This is a genomic window from Iodidimonas sp. SYSU 1G8 (assembly GCF_039655775.1).
Classification (GTDB): domain Bacteria; phylum Pseudomonadota; class Alphaproteobacteria; order SMXS01; family SMXS01; genus RI-34.
The window spans coordinates 840,769-856,617 of sequence record NZ_JBBYXJ010000002.1 but is presented as its reverse complement, the minus strand read 5'-3'; the positions used below and the strand labels follow the sequence as shown (position 1 = coordinate 856,617).

15 protein-coding genes are annotated in these 15,849 nt (G+C 64.8%); 10 read left to right on the top strand and 5 right to left on the bottom strand.

Annotation, left to right across the window (positions count from 1 at the left end):
- The first annotated feature begins 96 nt into the window (after positions 1 to 96).
- Complete coding sequence (locus WJU17_RS15070) at positions 97 to 600, top strand: flavin reductase family protein (protein ID WP_346328222.1); 504 nt, start codon at positions 97 to 99, stop codon at positions 598 to 600.
- A 6-nt stretch (positions 601 to 606) separates the two neighbouring features.
- Positions 607 to 831: a sulfurtransferase TusA family protein gene (locus tag WJU17_RS15065; RefSeq protein WP_346328964.1), complete on the top strand. Its 225-nt coding sequence runs from the start codon at positions 607 to 609 to the stop codon at positions 829 to 831.
- Here the strand turns inward: WJU17_RS15065 and WJU17_RS15060 are convergent, their stop codons facing one another.
- Entirely contained in the window at positions 832 to 1,719 is an 888-nt protein-coding gene (locus WJU17_RS15060) for a glycosyltransferase family 2 protein (RefSeq protein ID WP_346328221.1), read from the bottom strand.
- Positions 1,720 to 1,822: 103 nt separating this feature from the next.
- Here WJU17_RS15060 and WJU17_RS15055 point away from each other — a divergent pair, with 103 nt between their 5' ends.
- From WJU17_RS15055 to WJU17_RS15030, 6 genes are all read left to right on the top strand, one after another.
- Complete coding sequence (locus WJU17_RS15055) at positions 1,823 to 2,251, top strand: MerR family DNA-binding transcriptional regulator (protein ID WP_346328220.1); 429 nt, start codon at positions 1,823 to 1,825, stop codon at positions 2,249 to 2,251.
- Positions 2,248 to 4,038 carry an acyl-CoA dehydrogenase C-terminal domain-containing protein gene (locus WJU17_RS15050; protein WP_346328219.1) on the top strand — a complete coding sequence of 597 codons (1,791 nt, stop codon included), beginning with the start codon at positions 2,248 to 2,250 and terminating at the stop codon, positions 4,036 to 4,038. The genes WJU17_RS15055 and WJU17_RS15050 overlap by 4 nt, the downstream gene beginning before the upstream one ends.
- A 27-nt stretch (positions 4,039 to 4,065) precedes the next feature.
- Entirely contained in the window at positions 4,066 to 5,271 is a 1,206-nt protein-coding gene (locus WJU17_RS15045) for an acetyl-CoA C-acetyltransferase (protein ID WP_346328218.1), read from the top strand.
- A gap of 11 nt (positions 5,272 to 5,282) precedes the next feature.
- Complete coding sequence (locus tag WJU17_RS15040; protein WP_346328217.1) at positions 5,283 to 7,448, top strand: 3-hydroxyacyl-CoA dehydrogenase NAD-binding domain-containing protein; 2,166 nt, start codon at positions 5,283 to 5,285, stop codon at positions 7,446 to 7,448.
- 62 nt (positions 7,449 to 7,510) lie between these two features.
- Positions 7,511 to 8,362 carry a crotonase/enoyl-CoA hydratase family protein gene (locus WJU17_RS15035; RefSeq protein WP_346328216.1) on the top strand — a complete coding sequence of 284 codons (852 nt, stop codon included), beginning with the start codon at positions 7,511 to 7,513 and terminating at the stop codon, positions 8,360 to 8,362.
- 224 nt (positions 8,363 to 8,586) lie between these two features.
- Positions 8,587 to 8,724 (top strand): hypothetical protein, encoded by a 138-nt coding sequence (locus WJU17_RS15030; protein WP_346328215.1) that lies wholly within the window; start codon positions 8,587 to 8,589, stop codon positions 8,722 to 8,724.
- A 616-nt stretch (positions 8,725 to 9,340) separates the two neighbouring features.
- On the opposite strand, the gene phaZ is transcribed toward WJU17_RS15030, so the two are convergent.
- Positions 9,341 to 10,558, bottom strand: a complete 1,218-nt coding sequence (phaZ, locus tag WJU17_RS15025) for a polyhydroxyalkanoate depolymerase (protein WP_346328963.1) — start codon at positions 10,556 to 10,558, stop codon at positions 9,341 to 9,343.
- 263 nt (positions 10,559 to 10,821) lie between these two features.
- Here phaZ and WJU17_RS15020 point away from each other — a divergent pair, with 263 nt between their 5' ends.
- Positions 10,822 to 11,475, top strand: coding sequence for a glutathione S-transferase family protein (locus WJU17_RS15020; RefSeq protein ID WP_346328214.1), 654 nt, complete (start codon positions 10,822 to 10,824; stop codon positions 11,473 to 11,475).
- Between the two features lie 30 nt (positions 11,476 to 11,505).
- Here the strand turns inward: WJU17_RS15020 and aqpZ are convergent, their stop codons facing one another.
- On the bottom strand, positions 11,506 to 12,198 hold the full coding sequence (gene aqpZ, locus WJU17_RS15015) for an aquaporin Z (RefSeq protein ID WP_346328213.1): 693 nt from the start codon (positions 12,196 to 12,198) through the stop codon (positions 11,506 to 11,508).
- Between the two features lie 383 nt (positions 12,199 to 12,581).
- Between aqpZ and WJU17_RS15010 the strand changes: the two genes are divergently transcribed.
- Complete coding sequence (locus WJU17_RS15010) at positions 12,582 to 13,580, top strand: UDP-glucuronic acid decarboxylase family protein (protein ID WP_346328212.1); 999 nt, start codon at positions 12,582 to 12,584, stop codon at positions 13,578 to 13,580.
- Positions 13,581 to 13,683: 103 nt separating this feature from the next.
- Here the strand turns inward: WJU17_RS15010 and WJU17_RS15005 are convergent, their stop codons facing one another.
- The gene (locus tag WJU17_RS15005) at positions 13,684 to 14,439 is read right to left on the bottom strand and encodes a PEP-CTERM sorting domain-containing protein (protein WP_346328211.1); all 756 of its coding nucleotides are present in this window, start codon (positions 14,437 to 14,439) and stop codon (positions 13,684 to 13,686) included.
- Between the two features lie 178 nt (positions 14,440 to 14,617).
- Positions 14,618 to 15,838 carry an MFS transporter gene (locus WJU17_RS15000; protein WP_346328210.1) on the bottom strand — a complete coding sequence of 407 codons (1,221 nt, stop codon included), beginning with the start codon at positions 15,836 to 15,838 and terminating at the stop codon, positions 14,618 to 14,620.
- Positions 15,839 to 15,849 lie beyond the last annotated feature (11 nt).

The following is a 15,849-nucleotide window of genomic DNA, read 5'->3' as shown; positions in this document are numbered from 1 at the left end:
GCAGGCCGCCGCGCGTGCGCAACCGCCGCAAGCCTTGCGCTTGCCGCCGAGTTCTGAAATCAATGGCTCGTTGACGAGAATCCCGGGCGGAGAGACATGCACGACACCGACGGTATCGATCCTAGGGCGCTGCGGCGCGCATTCGCCTGTTTCGCGACCGGCGTCACGGTCGTGGGCACCCTCAACCGGCAGGGCGCGGCCATCGGCCTGACCATGAACTCCTTCACCTCGGTGTCGCTCGACCCGCCGCTGATCCTGTTCAGTCTCGGCAAACAGTCCGAACAGTACGAGGACTTCATGGAGGCCGCCAACTTCACGGTGAACGTGCTGGCCGAAGAGCAGATCGGTCTTTCCAACCGCTTCTCGAAACAGGGCGACAAGAGCTTCGGGGATATTCCCTTCGACGTCTGGGAAACCGGCGCACCAGTGATCCCCGGCGCGCTGTCGGTATTCGACTGCCGCGTCGAGGAGCGCGTCGAAGCGGGCGACCATGTCATCTTCTTGTGCCGGGTCCTGCGCACCGGCGCCGGTCCCGACGTGCCGCCGCTGCTGTTTCACCGCAGCGCCTATGTCCGGCTGGAGCCGCCGGTCGGCGCGTAGGAAAGCCTGCGCGTGAAGACCATCGACGCCACCGGCCTCCTGTGTCCCATGCCCGTGCTGAAGGCGCAGAAAGCCCTGCGCGACATGATGGCCGGCGACCTTCTCGAGGTGCTCGCCACAGACAAGGCCTCGGCGACGGAATTTCCCGCCTTCTGCGAGCAGACCGGCCACCAGCTGATCGAGTCCGCCGAGACCGCCGGCGTCTGGCGTTTCAGGCTGCGCAAGACCTGATCACGCCGCCGCGATCCGCCTGATGCGCCGCAGCGCGATCCAGTCGAACAACGTCGCCGACCCCCGCCACTGCAAACGGCAGCGCGCCAACTCGCGCCGGTACAGCGTCGCCACATCCGGCGGAATCGCCGCCAGCCCGTCTTCGCGCATGGCCGCGAACAGCATGCGGTCCTGAAAGCGGCGCAGGCTGTAGGCGATCAGCCGCTTGCGGTAGAGATCGAGGTCCGCCGGCGACAACGGGTTGAGCGATTCGAAACCGAAACCCGCCTCCACGCATTGCACCACCCGCTCGCGCCGCATCTCACCCGGCGGATCGGCGTCCCACTGGGCCAGCGCATCGACGAAGTCGTCATCGCCGATCCAGCCCTTGGGCATGCGCACGCTCCGGTCGCGCAGGCGGCGGACGAAGCGGCCCGACAAGGCGTAGAGGTTGCCGGCGACGCCATGACGGTTCGCGTGCCACGCCGCCGCGCTGCGGCCGGTCGCCGGATAGGCGGCGGCGGCGTTCGGCGCATGCGGCCCCGACAGCGCCTCGCCGAGACGGTCGATGGCCTCGGGCGCCATCCAGCAATCGCCGTCATGGAAGACGTAAAAATCCGCCTCGCCCGCCAGCTCGTGCACGAACAGGTTCCAGGCATTGGCCTTGCCGCCTTCGGCGATCTCGTGGACGTGAACCCCAGGGCGGCCCGCGGCGAAGGCGCGTGCCTTCTCGGCCGTTCCGTCCGTGGAGCCGTTGACGAGGACGTGAACGGCAATGTCGTTGCCGCCCGGCCCGGCCGGTACATGTTCAAGGCATGTCAGGATGCCGCGCTCTTCATTGTGAGCGAATATGGCGAGCGAACAGCGGGTCATGCGGTGCCTGGCGGTGTCGGGTCCGTCGCGCATCATGTCAGCGCCGCGCCTCGGACGAAAGCGGGACTCAAAAGTTGACGTTTACGTAAAGGTAAACTATAACAGTCAGCACCGACCGAATCGAAACGGGAACCTCTTCGTGTCGCAGACCTGGACCATATCGGAACTCGCCAAGGAATTCGGGGTCACGCCCCGGACGATCCGCTTCTACGAGGACCAGAACCTGCTGACGCCGCAGCGCGACGGACAGAATCGCGTCTACGAGGCCCGCGATCGCGCCCGTCTCGCCTGGATCCTGCGCGGCCGGCGCGTCGGCTTTTCGCTCGCCGAGATCACCGAGATGCTCGACCTCTACGATTTGGGCGACGAGCGCGAGACCCAGCGGGTTGTGACCCTGGAGAAATGCCGCGAGCGGCTGGCCGCGCTGGAAGCCCAGCGCGACGATCTCGACGCCACCATCGACGAACTGAGGAATTTCTGCCGCCTTCTGGAGGAATGGAAGGCCGGCATGCCGCTGGACGAACTCCGGCGCAGGCACAACGACAAGCTGAGGAGCGTCACCAAATGACCACCTACACCGCCCCGATCGCCGATTTCAAATTCGTGCTCAACGATGTGCTCGGCCTCGACAGGTACGCCAACCTCCCCGGCTTCGAGGAAGTGACGCCCGATCTGGTCGACGCCATTCTGGAAGAAGCCGGCAAGGTCGCGTCCGAGGTACTGCACCCGATCAACCAGAGCGGCGATCAGGAAGGCTGCCACTGGGACAATGGCGTGGTGACGACGCCGAAAGGCTTCAAGGAAGCCTATGACCTCTACGTGGAAAGCGGCTGGGGAAGCCTGACCGCCAAGCCGGAATATGGCGGACAGGGCCTGCCGCAGACGCTGGCCATCATGGTGTCGGAGATGATGATCGCCGCCAATTGGGGCTTTACCATGTATCCCGGCCTGACCAAGAGCGCGGTCGAGGCGATCGACGCGCACGCGTCCGACGCACTGAAGCAGAAATATCTGCACAACATGGTGTCCGGTAAATGGAGCGGCACCATGAACCTGACCGAGCCCCATTGCGGCACCGATCTGGGAATGATCCGCACCCGCGCCGAACCGCGGGCCGACGGCAGCTACCGGATCAGCGGCACCAAGATCTTCATCTCGGCCGGCGAGCACGATCTGAGCGAGAACATCATCCATCTGGTGCTGGCCAAGATCCCGGGCGGACCGGCCGGCACCAAGGGCATCAGCCTGTTCCTGGTGCCCAAGTTCCTGGTCAACGAGGACGGCTCGCTCGGCGCCCGCAACGGCGTGATGTGCGGCTCCATCGAACACAAGATGGGCATCCATTCCAACGCCACCTGCGTCATGAACTATGACGACGCCACCGGCTGGCTCGTCGGCGAAGTGAACAAGGGCATGCCCGCCATGTTCACCATGATGAACGAGGCGCGGCTGTGGGTCGGCATCCAGGGCCTGGGCATCGCCGAGGTCGCCCACCAGAACGCCGTCTCCTATGCCCGCGACCGCCTGCAGGGCCGCGCCATCAGCGGCGCCAAGAACGCCGATGGCCCGGCCGATCCGATCATCGTCCACCCGGACGTGCGCCGCATGCTGATGACCGGCCGCGCCTTCACCGAGGGCGCCCGCGCGCTGGCGGCGATCACCGGCCTGCAGGTCGATCTGCTGCACCGCCACCCCGACGAAAAGGTGCGCCAGAAGGCCGATGATTTCGTCGCGCTCATGACCCCGGTCATCAAGGCCTACATGACCGACATGGGCGTTGAAGTGGCCAGCCTGGCGGTGCAGATTTGGGGCGGACACGGCTTCATCCAGGACAATGGCGTCGAGCAGTTCCTGCGCGACAGCCGCATCGCCCCCATCTACGAGGGCACCAACGGCATCCAGGCCATGGATCTGGTCGGCCGCAAGCTCGCCATGAATGGCGGCCGCGCCATCCAGGCATTCTTCGCCGAGGTCGGCCAGTTCGTCGCCGCGAACAAGTCCGACGCGGTGCTCGGCCCGATGGCCGCCGAACTCGAAAAGGCGCTGGGCCGCCAGCAGCAAGCCACCATGTGGCTGATGCAGAACGGCATGACCAAGCCGGATAACGCCGGTGCCGCCGCCGCCGACTATCTGCGGCTGATGGCGCTGGTCGTCATGGGCCATGTCTGGGGCCTCATGGCCAGGGCCGCGCAGGCCCGGCTCGCCAGCGGCGCCGACAACCCCGCCTTCTATGAACACAAGCTGGCGACCGCCCGCTTCTTCTTCGAGCGCATGCTGCCCGACACCGGCAGCCTGCTGAAGAAGATCGAGGCTGGCAGCGACTCCCTGATGGCGATCCCCGCCGACGCCTTCTGACCGCATTCATCTCCAGAGGATAGACCCATGGCAGACGCATTCATCTATGACACCGTCCGCACCCCGCGAGGCCGCGGCAAGAAGGACGGCAGCCTGCACGAGATCACCCCGATCGCGCTGACCACCCAGGTGCTGCAGGCCGTGCGCGACCGCAACAATCTGGACACCGCGCTGGTCGACGACGTGATCTGGGGCGTGGTCGATCCGGTCGCCGAACAGGGCGCCGTGCTCCCCCGTGTCGCCGCGCTCAACGCCGACTATTCCGAGGACGTCGCCGGCGTCCAGCTCAACCGCTTCTGCGCCTCGGGCCTCGTCGCCACCAATTTCGCCGCGGCGAAGGTGATGTCGGGCCAGTCCGATCTGGTCCTGGGCGGCGGCACCGAATGCATGTCGCGCGTGCCCATGGGCTCGTCGGGCGGTGCCTGGAGCATGGACCCGGCCGTCGCCGCCAAGGTGCACTTCGCGCCGCAGGGAATCGGCGCCGACCTGATCGCCACCAAATACGGCTTCAGCCGCGACGACGTGGATGCCTACGCGGTGGAAAGCCAGAAGCGCGCGGCCCGCGCCTGGGAGAACGGCTATTTCGCCCGCTCGATCATGCCGGTGAAAGACCAGCTCGGCGCCGTCCTGCTGGACCGCGACGAGCACATGCGGCCCGACACCAGCATGCAGTCGCTGGCCTCGCTGAAGCCGTCCTTCGTCGATATGGGCGAGCTCGGCTTCGATGCCGTGGCCCAGCTGCGCTATCCGGAGGTGGAGAAGATCATCCATGTCCATCATGGCGGCAACAGCTCGGGCATCGTCGACGGCTCGGCCGCCGTGCTGATCGGCAATGGCGGCATCGCGGCCTCCACCGGCATGAAGCCGCGCGCCCGCATCCGCGCCTTCGCCGATGTCGGCTCGGAGCCCACCATCATGCTGACGGGTCCTTCCTTCTCCGCCGAAAAGGCGCTCAAGCGCGCCGGCATGAACAAGGAAGACATCGATCTGTGGGAGTTGAACGAGGCCTTCGCCTCGGTCGTGCTGCGCTTCATGCAGGTGCTCGACATCCCCCATGACAAGATCAACGTCAATGGCGGCGCCATCGCCATGGGCCATCCGCTCGGCGCGACCGGCGCCATGATCCTCGGCACCGTGCTCGACGAGCTGGAGCGCCGCGACCTGAACACCGCGCTCATCACCCTGTGCATCGGCGCGGGCATGGGCACCGCCACCATCATCGAACGCGTCTGAGGAGCCGGACCATGACGGAGACCATCAAGTTCGAAGTCGACGCCGACGGCATCGCCCTGCTGACCATCGACCTGCCCGACCGTTCCATGAACGTCATTACGCCGCAGATGGGCAAGGACCTCGACACCCTCGTGGAACGGGTCGCCAGCGATCCCGCGATCAAGGGCGCCGTGATCACCTCGGGCAAGCCCGCTTTCCTCGCCGGCGCCGACCTCGGCACCCTCGGCGCGCTCGCCGGCAGCAGCAGCGACGCCTCGGGCATGTTCGATACCGCGTTCGTGCGCAACGGCCAGCGCCGCCGCCAGGAAACCTGCGGCAAGCCCTTCGCGGCGGCGATCAACGGCCTCGCCATGGGCGGCGGGCTGGAGATCACCCTCGCCTGTCACTACCGCGTCTGCGCCGACGACCCGAAGATCCAGCTGTCCCTGCCGGAAGTGAAGGTCGGCCTGTTGCCAGGCGGCGGCGGCACCCAGCGACTGCCGCGCCTGATCGGCGTCCAGAACGCCCTGCAATACATGATCAAGGGCGATTCCATGACGCCGCAGCAGGCGCTGAAGCTGGGCGTGGTCAACGAATTGGCGCCTGTCGCCGAGGTGGTCGCCCGCGCCAAGGCATGGATCAGGGAAAAGGGCGATCCGGTCCAGCCCTGGGACAAGAAGGGCTTCAAGGTTCCCGGCGGCGAAGGCGCCTACAATCCGGGCATCGTGCAGACCTTCACCGCCGCCACCGCCATGGTGCAGAAGGAAACGCTGGGCAATTATCCCGCGCCCCGCGCCATCCTGTCTGCGGTCTATGAAGGCCATCAGGTTCCCATCGACGCCGGCCTGCGCATCGAGAGCCGCTATTTCGCCCAGCTCATGCTGGATCCGACCTCAAAGGCCATGATCCGCTCGCTGTTCATGAACAAGCAGGCCGCCGACAAGCTGGCCCGCCGGCCGCAGGGCGTCGACAAGTTCCAGGTGAAAACACTCGGCGTGCTCGGCGCCGGCATGATGGGCGCCGGCATCGCCTATGTCTCGGCTCAGGCCGGGATGAAGGTGATCCTGCTCGACACCACCATGGACGCCGCCGAGAAGGGCAAGGCCTATTCGCAGGGTCTGGTCGACAAGGGCGTCCAGCGCGGCAAGGTCACCGCCGAGAAGGGACAGGCGCTGCTCGACCGGATCGTGCCGACCACCGCCTATGACGATCTGAAGGCGTGCGACCTCGTCATCGAGGCGGTCTTCGAGAACCGCGAGATCAAGGACGACGTCACCCGCAAGACCGAGGCCGCCATACCCGCCCTGCCCGTCTTCGCGTCCAACACCTCGACCCTGCCGATCTCGGGCCTGGCGAAAAGCTTCTCGCGTCCCCAGGACTTCATCGGGCTGCATTTCTTCTCGCCCGTCGACCGCATGCCGCTGGTCGAGATCATCATGGGCAAGGACACCTCGCAGGAGACGCTGGCCCGCGCCATGGACTATGTCGGCCAGATCCGCAAGACGCCGATCGTGGTCAATGACAGCCGGGGCTTCTACACCTCGCGCTGCTTCGGCACCTATGTAGCCGAAGGCCTCGCCATGCTGGCCGATGGCATCGTCCCGGCGCTGATCGAGAATGGCGGCAAGCAGGCCGGCATGCCGGTCGGCCCGCTGGACGTGGGCGACGCCGTGTCCATCGAACTGGGCTACAAGGTCCGCGAGCAGACGAAGAAGGATCTGGGCGACGCCTACAAGCCCGCCCCTGGCGATCACATTGTCGACAAGCTCATGGAACTGGGTCGCCTCGGCAAGAAGGCCGGCAAGGGCTATTACGAATATCCCGAAGGCGGCAAGAAATACCTCTGGCCGGGCCTCACCGAGAACTGGCCGTCCGCCGCCGAGCAACCGCCGGTCGAGGAAGTCAGGAAGCGCTTCCTGTATCGCCAGGCCGTCGAGGCCGCCCGCTGTCTTGAGGAGGGCGTGCTGACCGATCCCGTCGATGGCGACATCGGCGCCATCTTCGGCTGGGGTTTCGCGCCCTTTACCGGCGGCCCGTTCAGCCTGATCGACAGCGTCGGCGCCGACGCCTTCGTGCGCGAATGCGACCGGCTGGCGCAGCAATATGGCGCCCGCTTCGCACCGCCGAAACTGCTGCGCGACATGGCGGCGAAAGGCGAAAGCTTCTACGGCCGCACGGCCCGTCAGGCCGCCGAATAAACCACCGCGGAAACGTCAGGGGCCGGCGCCAAGCGCCGGCCCTTCCCTTGGAGGAACGCCCCATGACAGGCAAGGCCGTCAAACTGGAAGTCGCCGATCAGATCGCGCACGTGATCCTGAACAGGCCGGACGAATTCAACAGCCTGAACCCGGATTTCTGGGTGGAATTTCCCGCCGTCTTCGACGAGATCGAGGCCCGGGACGATGTGCGCGTCGTCGTGCTCTCGTCGACCGGAAAGCACTTCTGCGCCGGGCTGGACCTGAACTCCTTCAAAAGCCTGAACGCGCCGAGCACCCAAGACGAGGGACGCAAGCGCGAGGCCTTCCGCCGCCACCTGCTGGACCTGCACGACCGCATCGGCCGCCTGGAGAAATGCCGCTATCCGGTACTCGCGGCCATCCAGGGGGCTTGCGTCGGCGGCGGTCTCGACATGACCGTGTGCGCCGACATGCGCTATTGCACCAGGGACGCGTTCTTCGTCGTCCAGGAAGTGAACATCGGCATGGCGCCTGATCTGGGGACGTTGCAGCGGCTGCCCCGTCTGATTCCGGCCGGAATCGCCCGCGAGCTCGCCTTCACGGGTCGGCGCATGTATGGCGAGGAAGCGCGGCAGGTCGGTTACGTCAACAACGTCTTCGACACCCAGGAAGAGCTGCTCGCGGCCGTGATGGAGATCGCGCGCGGCATCGCCGCCAAGTCGCCGCTGGCCGTCCACGGCTCCAAGGAACTGATGAACTATGCCCGCGACCACAGCGTGGCGGACAGCCTCAACTACGTGGCGATCTGGACAGCCGCGACCCTCCCCGGCGGGCGCGACCTGCGCGAGGGCGTGACGGCATTCCGGGAAAAGCGCGATGCCGCCTATGACAATCTGTTTCCCGTCGAAAGGAACCGGCGGCCGCACGGCGACTGAGTCCCGGCGATTCGCGTCCGTCCGAGGCGCGCGCGTCAGGACCGCGCCGCCCGGACATCGCCCAGGCCGTCATTCAGGCAGATTTCCTCTTTGCACCCTTTATCTTAGTGGATGTCGGACGGCCCGGCCTCGAAAGCGATTATTTTGTGTTGATCCGGGCAAGGGCTTCGGGCCAGCATGGGCTTCGTGCCAAGACAGGCTATTCGCGGGCTAGGGGGTCACGGATGCCATTCAAATCGATCGGTCTCATCTTGCTGGCCGGCTTCATGCTGGGGTTCTGGGCTGTGCCTTTGGCCCAGTCGCTTGATGACGAAACACTCGACGACAATTTGCTTACCGCCAGCGTGATGCTTCGCGACTGACGGCCTGCGGCAAGGCTTCGGCTCTCCGTCGCCGTTGGCGAATCAGTCGGGCCAAGACATCCCGCAGATCATGGCTGGTCATTAGGAACAAGAAACCTGTCGGAATTGTCAGGCTGCGCATGACAGCCCGCCGCTTTCGCCTGGCAAAAGCACCCTCGTCGACATCGCCCGGCCCTATCTTTGCCCTTTTTTGACATCGGCGAACGTGTCTCCTCTTGCGATACCGGGGGAATCGCGGCATGTTTGGATTGGGTATAGACCGCGTCAAGAGCGCGTCTTGCTGGTAGGGGCGATGCCAACGGACCTCCCGCGTCAGGAAGATACCGAGGATACGCCAGGCGCTTGAGCGCCGGTTACCGGCAGGTGCGAACACCGGCGGGGTCTGTATCAGGAGTTAAGGAATTTGGTCAGCCCCTGTACCCAAACCGCTGTTTTGCCGGCCCAAGCACTATTGCGGTGAGGACTCGGAGAGCTATCGGCCCATAGCCGGGTCCAGTACTGGGGTTGCGGGGCGGCACAGTTAATTTTCTAGCTGTGCCGCCCCACTTATTTCGGGCCCACGCCACATCAACCGAAAACGAGAGTCGCGCCCGACAACGAGTGTGACGTCCTCTGACTATTCGGAGGACAGGATGGTGTTGCGCACCAGCGGATAAATCTGGTTCTGCCAGCGCTTGCCGCTGAAGACGCCGTAATGACCGACGCCGGCCTGCATGTGGTGCCGCTTGCGATACGGACGCAGCCCGCTGCACAGGTCCTGCGCCGCCATGGTCTGCCCGACGGCACAGATATCGTCCCGCTCGCCTTCGACCGTCAGCAACGACGTCCGCCGGATCGCCGAGGGGTCCACCTTCTGCCCGCGCCATTCGAGCAGGCCGCGCGCCAGCAGGGCTTCCTGAAACACGCGCTGCACGGTCTCGATATAGAACTCGGCGGGCAGGTCGAGCACCGCGAAGTATTCGTCATAGAAGGTCTTGGTCGCCCCGGCCTTGTCCAGATCGCCCTTCACCAGATTCTCGAACAGCTCCACATGGGCCTTCACGTGGCGGTCCATGTTCATGCTCATGAACGCGGTCAGCTGGACGAATCCCGGATAGACCCGGCGGCCGGCGCCGGCGAAGCCGTAGGGCACCTTCGAAATCAGTTTCTGCTCGAACCACTCGATCGGCTTGGTGGTGGCCAGGTCGTTGACGGTCGTCGGATTGATCCGCGTGTCGATCGGGCCGGCCATCAGCGTCATGCTGCGCGGCTGGGCCGGATTATTCGTCTGCGCCATCACCGCCGCCGCGACCAGAACCTGAACGCAGGGCTGGCACACGGCGATGACGTGGGACCCTTCGCCCATTTCCTCGAGAAACCGGATCACATGGTCGACGTAATCATCGAAGCCGAAGGTGCCGGCCGACAGCGGTACGTCCCGGGCATTATGCCAGTCGGTGATGTAGACATCGTTCTCCGGCAGCAGGGTCTCCACCGTATTGCGCAGCAGCGTCGCGAAATGCCCCGAGAGCGGCGCGACGACGAGAACCCTCGGTTGCGCCGTATCCACGTCCTTCCTGAAGCGCAGCAGCGTGCCGAAGGGCGTGCTGAACGCCGCTTCCTCCACCACCTCGACCTCCCGGTTGCCGACCGTGACTCTGTCGATTCCGTAAGGGGGGCGGCCATGGGTCAGCTGGGTCCTGCCCAGCATCTCGAACGACGCCGCCATGGTGCGGAAGAACATGTTCTGCGACAGACCCGCCGGCGGATGGTTCAGCACCGCGCTGGCCATCTGGGCCACGGCACGGAACGGCGCCATGAGGTCGCTGGACGTCTGGTAGGCGAGATAGATCATGGGCGAGAAGCCGATCCGGTGAGATATCATTACGGACGCCCTGCGAAAAGCGAACCGTCACCGACGAGGCTAATGTATTTTTTGCTGCGCTGCGAGAGACTTCTGCACACCGGAACAAAGCTCGGATTGCTTTGAATTTAAGCAATGGCGCTCAATATTTAGCCGTAATTGATTGCCTTCTTTTCGCACTTGCACAAGACATCGGAACCGCTCAGAATCAGTCGGCGGAAAACAGGCGGGCGGTGACGCCCCGGAGCAGTGCGATGAGCAAAGCCACACTGACGATCAGCAGCAAGAACTACTCCTCGTGGTCGTTGCGAGGTTGGCTGCTTGCCAAGATGGGCGGTCTGGAGTTCAAGGAAGAAATCCTGCCCGCCGACGATCCGTCCACACGGGCCGAGCTCCTGCTGCTGTCTCCCTCCTTTCAGGTTCCGCGGCTGACCCACAAGGGCATTTCCGTGTGGGATACCCTGGCCATCGCCGAATATCTGCATGAGATCAATCCCGAGGCGGGGCTGTTCCCCGCCGATCCCGTCGCCCGCGCCCATTGCCGCTCCATCTGCGGCGAAATGCATTCGGGCTTCGCCAATCTCCGCGCGGCGCTGCCGATGAACCTGAAGGCCCATTATCCCGGGTTCAAGGTTTGGGCCGGCGCCCAGGCGGACATCGAGCGCATCGTCACCATCTGGCGCGAGTGCCTGCTGACCCATGGCGGCCCGTATCTCTATGGCGAGCTCTCGGTGGCCGACGCCATGTACGCGCCGGTCTGCACGCGCTTCAAGACCTATGACGTGAAGCTGGACGAAGCATGCGCCGCCTACGCCCAGCGCATCCTGGCCTGGCCGCTGATGGTCGAATGGCTCGACTCGGCCAAGGCCGAGCCCGAGGAACTGGAAGAACTGGACGTCGAGTTCTGACAAGGGGCGGCCGGAACGCCGCCCGCCTGCCTACCTGCTGGCGAACAGCACGCGGTAGAGACCCGCGCCCAGCGCCCCGCCCACGATGGGCGCGACCCAGAACAGCCACAATTGATGCAGCGCCCAGCCGCCTACGAAAAGTGCCTGACCGGTGCTGCGCGCCGGATTGACCGATGTGTTGGTCACCGGGATGCTGATCAGGTGGATCAGGGTCAGCGCCAGGCCGATGGCAAGCGGGGCGAAACCGGCAGGGGCCCGCGTGTCCGTCACCCCCATGATGACCATGAGAAATCCCGCGGTCAGCACCACCTCCGCCACGAGGCAGGCGATCAGGCCATAGCCGCCCGGCGAATGTTCGGCATAGCCGTTGCTGGCGAAACCGCCTTGGACGAGGTCGAACCCGGCGGCACCGCTGGCGATGACGTAAAGCACCCCGGCGGCCGCGATGGCGCCGAGCACTTGCGAGACCATATAGGGCGCGACATCACCTGTCGGACAGCGGCCGCCCACCCAGAGGCCGATGGTGACCGCCGGATTGAAATGCCCGCCGGAAATGTGTCCCACCGCATAGGCCATGGTCACGACCGTCAGGCCGAACGCCAGCGACACGCCGGCCAGTCCGATGCCGAGATCGAGAAAGCTCGCCGCCAGCACGGCTGATCCACAGCCACCGAAGACGAGCCAGAACGTGCCGAAAAACTCGGCAGCCATTTTCCTGAACATGAAAGTCCCCCCTCAAAGGTCCACGCGGCACCATCTGCTTCCCCAAGAACAATGGTACCTCAATACCTAGACTATCACCGCCTCCTTGCGCTGGTTAGCGCAATCACGCGCCCCTGGCCCCGGAGGTGACACCGGGAAGCACCCCATGCAAGCCCGCTCGGACTCACGGGCGAGATGACGCGGGAGAAGGAAACCGGTAGACTTGCCGGGCATGGCGTAGCGATCACGGCATGCGGTCCCAGCCAGACCTTTGTCAGCTGGCGGACACGAGGGCCACCGTTCGGCGTCACCATATTCCGTGCCGGTCCGGACGATTTCTAACGCATCACATTCAGGATGCCGCGGTCCCCGGGGCGCGGTGTCTGGGGCTTTGGGGGATATCAATGGGCGTGGATCTGGGCAGGGAGCGGATTCTGGTGACCGGCGGCGCCGGTTTCGTGGGGTCGCACCTGATCGACCGACTGATCGGCAAGGGCCACGACGTGGTCTGCGTCGATAACCTTCTGACCGGCAGCAAACGCAACATCGACCATCTGCACGGTGAGCCGCGCTTCGAGTTCATGCGGCATGACGTCACGTTTCCGCTGTATATCGAAGTGGACCGCATCTTCAACCTGGCCTGTCCGGCTTCCCCGGTGCAGTACCAGCGTGATCCCGTCGCCACGACCAAGACGTCGGTGCACGGGGCCATCAACATGCTCGGGCTTGCCAAGCGGCTGAAGTGCACGATCCTCCAGGCATCGACCAGCGAAGTCTATGGTGACGCCCAGGTTCATCCGCAGACCGAGGATTACTGGGGCAACGTCAATCCTCTCGGACCGCGCGCATGCTATGACGAGGGCAAGCGCTGCGCGGAAACCCTGTTCTTCGACTACCGGCGGCAATACGGCCTCGACATCAAGGTTGCCCGCATCTTCAACACTTACGGTCCGCGCATGCAGATCAATGACGGCCGCGTCGTCTCGACCTTCGTGGTCCAGGCGCTGCGCGGTGAAGACCTGACCGTGTTCGGCGACGGCCGGCAAACCCGGTCGTTCTGCTATGTCGATGACCTCGTGGAGGGGCTGGTGAGTCTCGCGGAAACGCCGGACGGCGTGACCGGGCCGATCAATCTGGGTAATCCCGTCGAGAATACCATGCTGGAGCTGGCCGATCTGGTGCTGGCGCTGACCGGATCGCGCTCCAGGCTGGTCTTCCAGCCACTGCCCGAGGACGATCCCCGCCAACGCCGGCCCGATATCAGCCGCGCCCAGTCCACCCTTGGCTGGACGCCGGGTGTCCCGCTGGCCGAGGGGTTGAAGCGCACCATCGACTATTTCGACACCCTGCTGTCCGCCGGCTCGCCGGACATTGCGGAACCCGAGATCCGCGCCGTTTCCTAGCCCCCTGCGAGGGTGCAGGGCCATAAAGAAAGGGGCGCCGCGAGGCGCCCCTTTTTTCCGGATTGTTTAAGGCGGGCCCGGCCCCGCGCCCCCATCTACCGCCTTAGCTGATGCGTCGGCGGCGTCGATATTGTCCCATGGCGAGCATGGCCATTCCCATGAACAGCGCCGCGGCGGCCGGCTCGGGCACCTCGGTCGCAAGGCCGTTCAGCGTGATCGCGATATTATCGAGCGCGAAGCTCTCGTCATTCGCGCCGCCCTGCCAGCCGCTGCCATTGGCGAAGAACTGGATGGTCAGGGTCGAGGCGGTGTGCGCGATGTTGTCGAACAGCGAATCGAGGCCCATGTCATAGGCCGAGTCGACCCAGTAATTCCCCGTGGTGAAGCCCAGATCCTCGTAGCGCGCGAGCGTGACGCCCGACGGCGGAACATAGGACTGGACGGTGCCGAAACCGCCGGCCGAGGAGTTCTCGAAGGTCTGCGAGAAGATCGGCGTGCCATCCACGGTAATGTTCAGGTAATCCGGCGCGACCGTATTGACGCCGTCGCCGTTGCCGTCCCACGAGTCGATGATGGCGAGAAGGAAATCCAGGTTGAAGCTGGTATGCGCGGGCAGGTTGGTCAGGGTCAGCGTGATCGGCTGCCCCGGCGCGGTGGTGTTGCGCAGGAAATTGTTGCCGAACCCGTAAGCGCTATAGCCTTGGGTTCCCTCGATCACGCCAGCGCCGGTAATCTCGCTGGGTAGGCCGCTTTCGAAATCCGTCTGGAAGTAGGCCGCCGACGCCGGCAGAGAAACGAGCATCGCGGCGGCGACCGCGACTGCCTGAACGACCCGACTGGAGATGATGAACGGGCGCATGAACTCTCTTTCCGAACGGAATTTCGTTTCAAATTTGAAATTAAAATACCGATTCGCGGACAGAATTCCAACTGGATTTCGCCATGATTGAAATTAAGCGCCACCACCGCGCGTAGTGTGGCAGATATGGCACAACCGACGCGCGACTTGCCTTGTGCCTTGATCCAACCCGTGGGCGTCAACCCGCGCGCGGGTCCATTTCCATCGCCTCGGGCGTCATGCGCGGCAGCATCTGATAGGGCACGCGCTGGTCGTCGGGCACAGGCGCCTTGCGGGTGATTCGCCACCAGACATAGATCGATGTCGTGGCGCAGATTCCGGCCATGAACAGAAACAGGGCGCCCGGTGCGACGCTGTACATGGCGACGGCCGATATCAGCGGCCCGAGAAACGCGCCGACGCTGTAGGCGACCAGAAGCCCTCGGCCCGTCGCGACCACGTCGGCCGGATCGACATTGTCATTGGCATTGGCCACGCTGAGGGGATAGAGCGTGAACGCCAGACCCCCAAACGCGCCGACCAGCACCAGCAGCAACACGTAGTGGGCTGGTCCGAGCACGGCCATGGGCACGGCGACGGCCGCCGTGGCCAGATTGACGAAGATGATAACCCGTCTGCGGTCGAACTTGTCGGACAGCCGGCCGATCGGCCACTGGGCCACCAGCCCACCAAAGATGGCGGCGCTCATGAAACCGGCGGCCTGAGTCGGGGAAAAGCCGACCGCGATCGCAAAGAACGGCCCTAGCGCATAGAACGCGCCGACCACGACACCCGACATCAGGCTGCCGACGATCCCGGTCGGGGACACATCGTAGAGCTTCCGGATGCCGAAATTGCCGGAGGCGGCCGTGGCCGGCGCTTCGACCCGCGTCAGCGCGACCGGAACGGCGGCGACCGAGACGATCATGGACGCGATCACGAACAGGCCGAAGCCGCTGTCGTCGAGCGCCAGGAACAGCTGCCCGAGGCCATTGGCGGCATAGAAAACGACCATATAGAGCGCGAGGATCTGGCCCCGGCTCTCCCGTGTCGAGCGTACGTTGAGCCAGCTCTCGACGCACAGCAGCAGCCCGGCCATGCAGAACCCCTCGACGAGCCGCAGGGCCGACCAGACCAACGGGTCGAGCCCGAACGGATGCAGCAGCAGGGCGGCCGAGAGAATCGCCGAGAACGCCGCGTAGGTGCGGATATAGCCCACCGACACGATCCAGCGCTGCATGATCATCGACCCGGCGAACAGGCCGACGAAATAGGCCGACATCACGGCGCCGGCGGTCATCGGATCGACCGCCGCCACGGCGAGGCGCACGCTGAGCAAGGTTCCCAGAAGACCCGAACCGAGCGCCAGCAGAAACACCGCCAGCAGGAGCGGTGTGATGGAAAGCAGTACTGCCTTCATGCTGGTCCGGT